Source organism: Stenotrophomonas sp. ATs4 (assembly GCF_051861585.1).
Lineage (GTDB): Bacteria > Pseudomonadota > Gammaproteobacteria > Xanthomonadales > Xanthomonadaceae > Stenotrophomonas > Stenotrophomonas maltophilia_AS.
This window is the reverse complement of record NZ_JBLYPK010000021.1, coordinates 1-6,571: the sequence shown is the minus strand read 5'-3', so window position 1 is coordinate 6,571 and position 6,571 is coordinate 1. Positions and strand designations below refer to the sequence as shown.

The following is a 6,571-nucleotide window of genomic DNA, read 5'->3' as shown; positions in this document are numbered from 1 at the left end:
CGTCTCTGCCACGACCGATCCCAGGGCATCGGTGTGGATGTAAGTGACCGTCTGGGCACCGGCAGAAACCACCACGCAAAGAAGCGACAGCCCGCACACGGCAAGACGCGTGATCAGTTTCGACATCACATTCTCCCCATTCATACCGGCGGATCTCCCGGATTTTCTGGCTTCGGATCCCGTTCCACCGTAGGCACGAAAGGTGCCGACCACCCGGAGCAGCCCGCCGCGTTGCATGCCCTTACGACGTAGGGATTTGCGCAGTACTGAATCGAGTAGCCGCCACCCTGAATGTCATTCAGCGGCCCCGAGTACATCTGGCCATACACCGTCGTGCCATCCCCTGCGTGCAGCTCATAGCGCTCCGCTCCAGCAGAAGCAGTCCAACTTACATTGCAGGAAGCAAATTCGCTGCTGTGCGGTCCGGCGTAGTACCAGTGATGATGCGCATAGGTGATCGTTGGCGTCGACGGCTTTCGTATTACATTGATGGTCTTCGTCACCGACCAACCGCTGCAACCACTGCTGTTGCAAGCCGACACACGATACGCATAGCTGCCGCGCGAACCAGGGTTGAACGATGCACTTGTGCCGGTGTGATCGCCCGCCCCGGCCCACGCCGCACCGTTTATGCTCTGCTGCAGGCTGTAACGCGTCGCGCCGGTTACAGCCGACCAGTTGACCGAGTAAGCACCTGGTGCCGAGGCCGGCGCGCTCAAAGCTGGAACGCCTGCCGGCGGAAGCAGGACTGTTACCACGGCCGTACCGGAATAGGCGCTACAGCCCCCACCATTACAGGCGCGGACACGGAACGAGTAGCTGCCACTCCCCCGCCCGTTGACACCAATACCGGTACCTGCTCCGTTCTGGATCTGCGACCAGGCGCCAGACACCAGCTCCTCCAATCGATACTCTGTCGTCGTCGCAACCGCGGTCCAGGTGACAGTGAAGGCCCCGTTCGTACTGGAACCGGGCACCGTCAGGGCCGGGGCAGCCGCCGGCGGCCGGGTCACCACCGTGGATACCGACGTAGAGTATCCGCCACAACCACTGGCATTGCAGGCTCTGGCACGATATTCGATGGCGCCGCTGGTCTTGCCGCTGACTGCTTTGCTGATTGCGGAACCTTTGTGCACATTGACCCATGCGCCACCGGCAACCCGCTCATCCAATTGGTAAGAGGTCGCAGTTGGAACAGATGACCAGCTCACCGTCCAAGCACCCGAGCTGTTGGTAGCAGGGACAGTAACTGCAGGCGTGCCCGGCACCAGCAGAACAACGATTCCCATCTCTACCGACCAGGGCCCGCAGCCGCCGGCGTTACAGGCTTGAACACGATAGGTCCAGGTTCCGGTTGTCTTACCGGAAACACTACGCACTGTTGCGCCTTCTGCCTGCACCCCTTGCCAGGAGCCAGTGCCGAGCCTCTCTTCCAGTCGATACTCCACCGCGCCAGCCACGCTGCTCCAGGTGACAGGGAAAGCGCCTGTCGTGCTGTTGCTGGCCAGGGAGATCGCTGGCGCGGCATTGGGTGCCAGCAGAACTGATGTAGAAACAACGTTCGACCAAGGGCCGCAGCCTGCGGAATTGCAGGCACGTACCTGATACCCATAGCTGCCGGTCGATTTCCCGGCGATCTGCGCGGACGTTCCAGCGCCGCTGGCCAGATTGACCCATGCGGCGGTCCCGAGGCGCTCCTGCGGCTCATACCGGATGCTGCCCGCAACCGTTGTCCAGCTCACGGTGAAAGCTCCGGAATAGTTGCTGGCGGGGGCGGTCACTGTCGGCGCCGTCTCTGTCGGATAGATCACAGTCATCGCCTGCGCAACCGAGTACGGACCACAGCCGGACACGTTGCAGGCGCGAGCACGATAGCTGTAACCGCCGGCTGCCCTGCCATTCAACGTCACAGCAAGCGCTCCTCCATCATGCACAACCACCCATACTGCAGCTCCAGCCTGTTCTTCGACGACATAGCGGGACGCGTCTGCAATGGCCGGCCAGGTGATGGCATGGCTGCCATTGAGGCCAACCGCCGGGATGGCCAGTAAAGGCGTCGCTGTGGGAATGGGGAGATAACTAACAAGGATGGACGTGCTCCAGCTTCCGCACCCGCTCCCCTGGCACGCCCTGACCTGGTAATGACGCGTCCCTTTCTCAACACCTGTAACTGCGTAGGACAGCCCACTGCCTGTATATGCACTGCTCCACGAGCTACCCGAATTGGTAGAGACACGAAGCTCATACCGATTGGCATTCCCGATTGAACTCCAGCTCACCGTGTAGTTTCCAGTGGCCACGGTAGCCGGCGCGGAAACCACGGGAATGGCCAGAGCCACTCCCGTCTCCACTTGCGCGATCAGATGGGCGCCGAGGTTCACATACTCGATCTCTTTTCCGGTTCGCTTGTTGTGCTGACGGCGCAGCACTCCATCGTTGCCATAGAAAGAGAGAATATCTCCTTGGGCGGTGTTGTAGCTGCCCACGCGACGACCATGGGCATCGTATGCATATGCCTCACGCCCCCCCACATCACGCAGTCGATTACCCAGATCAAAGCGGAAGCCTTCACCATTCTTCTTGGCGAGGTTGCCCTGCACATCATAGTCAAGGCCAATGATGGCGCTACCGTCATCCTGATTGACTGTCGTCATCCGATTACGGGCGTCGTACCAGTAGTTGTGCTGCTTGATGCCCCCCAACTTGGCGCTGCGGAGGTTATCCAGAATGTCATAGGTAAACCGGTAGATCTTGTCTCCACCAAACGAAGCAGAGCTCGACTGCGTCAAGCGATCCGAGCTGTCGTACTGCATCTGCCGTGACTTGGCCGTTTCGATCGCATCGGCAATGCTCGCGATATTGCCATTCTTGTCGTAAGCAATACTGGTATCGATCACTCCGGAGTCAATCACACGCGCTGGCAGCCCGCGTGTGTTCTGCGACATGCTGTGGGCGACACCGTTTCCGTAGGTGAAGGCGCGCAATGCACCATTGGGATAGTAGCCGACGCCGGTAGCGAAGCTACCAACCCGAGTCGGTTGGCCAAGTGCGTTTGGTGCCAGCGTCACCTGCAGGCCACTCGGGTACTGAAGACTGGCCATCGCGCCATTGGCGTCATAGCCATACCCCAACGACCAGATTCCCGTCCCAGTCTGCTGCAAGGTTTCGTTGATGATTGAACCGCGCTTGGCGTAGGCAAAGGTGTTGATGACCTGCCTTCCATCCGGATTGGCCGTTACTACCTGCGCAGGCAGCCCCGCGTTGTTGTACGACCACGCCTGGTCACCGCTACCATCGGCGAAGATCAGTTGCTTCAAGCGATTGCGGGCATCATACGTGCGATCAACGCGACGACCGGACGCCTGTGCCGCAGCTGCATCACAATTGTTGGTCGCCGTCTGTGCCAATCCCGCCGCGGACCAGGCGAGATTCCCTGCGGCATCGTAGCCCATCGCCGTCGCCCCGGTTTCCGGCTCCACGCTCTTGCAGAGCTCCTGCTGGGGGTTGTAGACGTAGGAACGTGTAACCGACAGACCACTGGTTGCGTTGCGGCGCTTGATGGACGTCAGCTTGCCGAATACGTCGCGCCCGATATCAGTGAAGGCACCGCCCGGATGTTCAATGGCCACCGGCAATTCATAAGCCGGCGTGTCATAGACCCGATATTGGGTAATTGTGGATTGCCCGCGTGGATCGGTCGTACGTACGCGCATGCCGGACAGGTAAGCCGTCACCGTTGTCAGCAGTCCCTGCTCACTATCAACCGATGTCGACGTGGGTCGCCCCAATGCATCGAACTCGCTCCATTGTCCGCTGGTGGGATTGCTTCCAGCAGCTAGATAGGACTGAAACGTGGCCCTGCCTGCATGATCGTAGGTAAAGCGCTGATAGCGCGCGGTTGACGCGACGCTGCCAGCATCCTGCTCCAGTGTCAGTGACGGACGCCACATGGCATCGAACCAGGTCACCTTGTTGCGATTGCCGGTATTGGTGGTCAAGCGCCAATGGCCGGCTGCCAGCCCGTGCTCCACGGCATCGACACGCTCAAACACCTGTGTCGTTGGGTTCCATGCAACCGCGTCACCCGTGGCGAACGCCTTGCGCACGAGCCGCCCCATGGCATCGTAGTCGAACGTGCTCTGGTAACCCACCTCGTTGGTGAACGACCGGATCCAACCGTTGTCATCAACAGAGGCCGACATCGAAGTACCGTCGGCGAAGCCGATCGACTGAGGCGTTCCGCGTTTCCAGGCGTTCAATGTGGTGGCATTGCCCCGACCATCCGCGACGCTGGCCACGCTGCCATCGGCGTGATAGGACAGCGTCTGGACGAGTTTGCCGAAGCGCCGTTGTTCGGCCGGGAGGCCAGCAGCGTTATACGTGGTCTGTGCCTCAACCAGGCCTGAGCTGTTGGTCTGCGCAGCAACCTGGCCGAGGATCCAACGACCGGTGTCGTTGTAGTAGCTGGTGGTATCCGTCCGACTGGCCCCTTGGGAGCTGCTGCGCGTCACGCTCGCCGGGCGCCCATACGCGTCGAACGAACTCGCCTGCCAGGTCATTGTTACTCCATCCCGGATCAACTGCCGCTGCCGCATTGGGCGAATGATCACCGAACTGTCATCACTCCCCCCCCAGCGATATCCATAGCGCTCAGGAAATGGCATGGACGGCATCTGCGCAGTGGATACATAGGTCAGTGCCTCGGACTCCAATACAGCCCCGGATGGCGACACCGTACGGCGTCCGAGGAGCTTTCCTTCGTTGTGGTCAAAGACGATCCCGTACGTTTCCTCCAGCCTGCTTCCATCCGGCTGGGTGATGCTCACTACCTTTGATTGCGTGCAGGTCGTGCAGGGTGGAATGCCATCCCACATGCCGTGATACTCACCGGAGTCCCCGTAGGTCCAGCGCATCACAGGTATGCCTGGCCCGCTGATGGTCTTCTCCGACAGGGAGAACACATCGAAGTAGTAGGGCGTCACGAGCGTATGGGTGATCGTGCCCCCACTCTCGGTCGCGCCGCCCTGGGTCTGCGCCGTGCACTGGATGATGGGCACACCAGCACGGTAGAAGCGGCCGTGGTCGAAACGGAACGAGCCGACGGCTCCCGATGGGTGCCTGATCTGCAGTGAATACGTCTTGGGACGGAGCGGCGCGACACCGCCACAACCAGGACCTGGATCCTCCGTCCAGTACTCATGATCGACGAACATGTTCGGCAGATGGGTGAACTCCCAGCTCGCCGAGTCGGGTTGCACCACCCGCTGAAGCGTAGCCCCGGCGTAGCCGTACGACCATGTACGCCCATTGGCCGTTGCACTTGTCAGTTGGTTTCCGGAGTACTGCAGCGAGATGGATCGCCCGTCATTGGCAGTGATGGACGTCGGATGCCCGTTGCCGTTGTAGGCGATGCTGACCCAGTTGCCGAAGCGGTCCTCGATACGACTGGCGAGGATGTAGACCTCGATCCGCGGTCGGCTCTGCGAGGTCGAAGTGTCCGTACCCATCTCGCCGACCGTGCGCACCGTTCCGATATTGAAGGTGTACTTGATCCCTTCCGTAGTCTGCAGAACGAACCCCTCACCCTCATAGCCCGCAATCATCGCCGTACAGGAGATCGCGTCCAGTGAACTCGTGGTCCAGTTGTTGCCCTGCCCACCCGTCGGTTTGAATTGGGACGGTGGCATTCCGATCAGCGTGCGCGCCTTGTCGCCAGGCAGGTTGACCGTGTAGCCGGACCAGATGCTGGTGATGTTGTGGGGAGGCGATGTCCAAGGATAGAACGTATCCGTGCAACGCCCGGTCTTGCGCGCCCCCATGCCGTAGATCCAGCCATAGTGGGAATCGAAGACCCCAGAGATGAAAGGAACATCGATGTTCCAGTCACCTGCGCCACCATAGATCTGGGGTGGCATACCGCCTGTCGGGATCGGACGGACCGCAAGCTTGCGTGACAGCTTTACCGGCAGCGCATTGGTCCCACGAAGATCGATGTCGGTCTGCTGGAACGATGCCGACTGGTCGTAGACGTTGACTGCATCGCCAAACAGGTCGGAGGTCAGTGCGCCCACCTGCTCGGCAGTACGCACCTGCTTGTCGTACTCCTGGTAGGGCTGCTGCACCGCTTGCTGAGCCTGGACGCTCAAGCTCGATGTGATCCCAAGAATGACTGCGCACACCCGCGCAGACGGCCATACACCGACGCTCGAAGACTCGATCCGCATCCCTGCCCCCTGATTGTTGTCAGGAGTATTCAGCCAAAGTTGGCAAACATCAAGGATGCGTGAGTATGCTAAGTAAAATTGCCTCCTCAGCAAGGCCTCGCGTGGCTCTTCAACAGTGGCAGCCCTGTGTCGCTACAGCCCGCAGCACTAGAACAAGAAACCCCGGTGATTAGGATGGCGACAGGCCAAGGCCGATCAGCAGCACGCAGCATAGCCAAGCACCTGTGGCACCAAGCTGGTGAATTCGACCTTCAAATCCCCCAAAGCAGGTAGACACACCGCCTGCAGCTCCCCCGAACCTGCGCATCCTTCCAATCTTTGAAGGAGCTTGGAAGCAAGGCAGGGTA

The 6,571-nt window shown here is 60.3% G+C and carries 1 protein-coding gene; it reads right to left on the bottom strand.

Going from position 1 to position 6,571, the window contains the following annotated elements; genetic code table 11:
* Window positions 1-140 precede the first annotated feature (140 nt).
* The gene (locus ABR323_RS21735) at window positions 141-6,317 is read right to left on the bottom strand and encodes an RHS repeat protein (RefSeq protein ID WP_439450802.1); all 6,177 of its coding nucleotides are present in this window, start codon (window positions 6,315-6,317) and stop codon (window positions 141-143) included.
* Between the last annotated feature and the right edge of the window lie 254 nt (window positions 6,318-6,571).